1 protein-coding gene is annotated in these 217 nt (G+C 69.6%); it reads right to left on the bottom strand.

From position 1 onward, the window contains the following. Positions 1 to 217 (bottom strand): aminotransferase class III-fold pyridoxal phosphate-dependent enzyme (locus ABY44_RS03320; RefSeq protein WP_431640841.1); only part of this gene is annotated, 217 nt, incomplete at both ends.

Genomic DNA, 217 nt, shown 5'->3' with positions numbered 1-217 from the left:
CCATGACCTCGTCGGCGATGTAGACGATGCCGTAGCGGTCGCACAGCGCGCGCACGCCCTGCAGGTAGCCCGGCGGCGGCACGAGCACGCCGTTCGTGCCGACCACGGTCTCGATGATGATCGCCGCGATCGTCTGCGGTCCCTCGAGCTGGATCGTCTGCTCCAGATGGGCGAGCGCTCGCTCCGACTCCTGCTCCGGGGTCTCGGCGTGGAACGG

Source organism: Burkholderia sp. ZZQ-2 (assembly GCF_050768715.1).
In the GTDB taxonomy this organism is placed as follows: Bacteria; Pseudomonadota; Gammaproteobacteria; order Burkholderiales; family Burkholderiaceae; genus Burkholderia; species Burkholderia cepacia.
The sequence above is the reverse complement of the archived record's forward strand: the minus strand, read 5'-3'. Positions and strand labels throughout refer to the sequence as shown.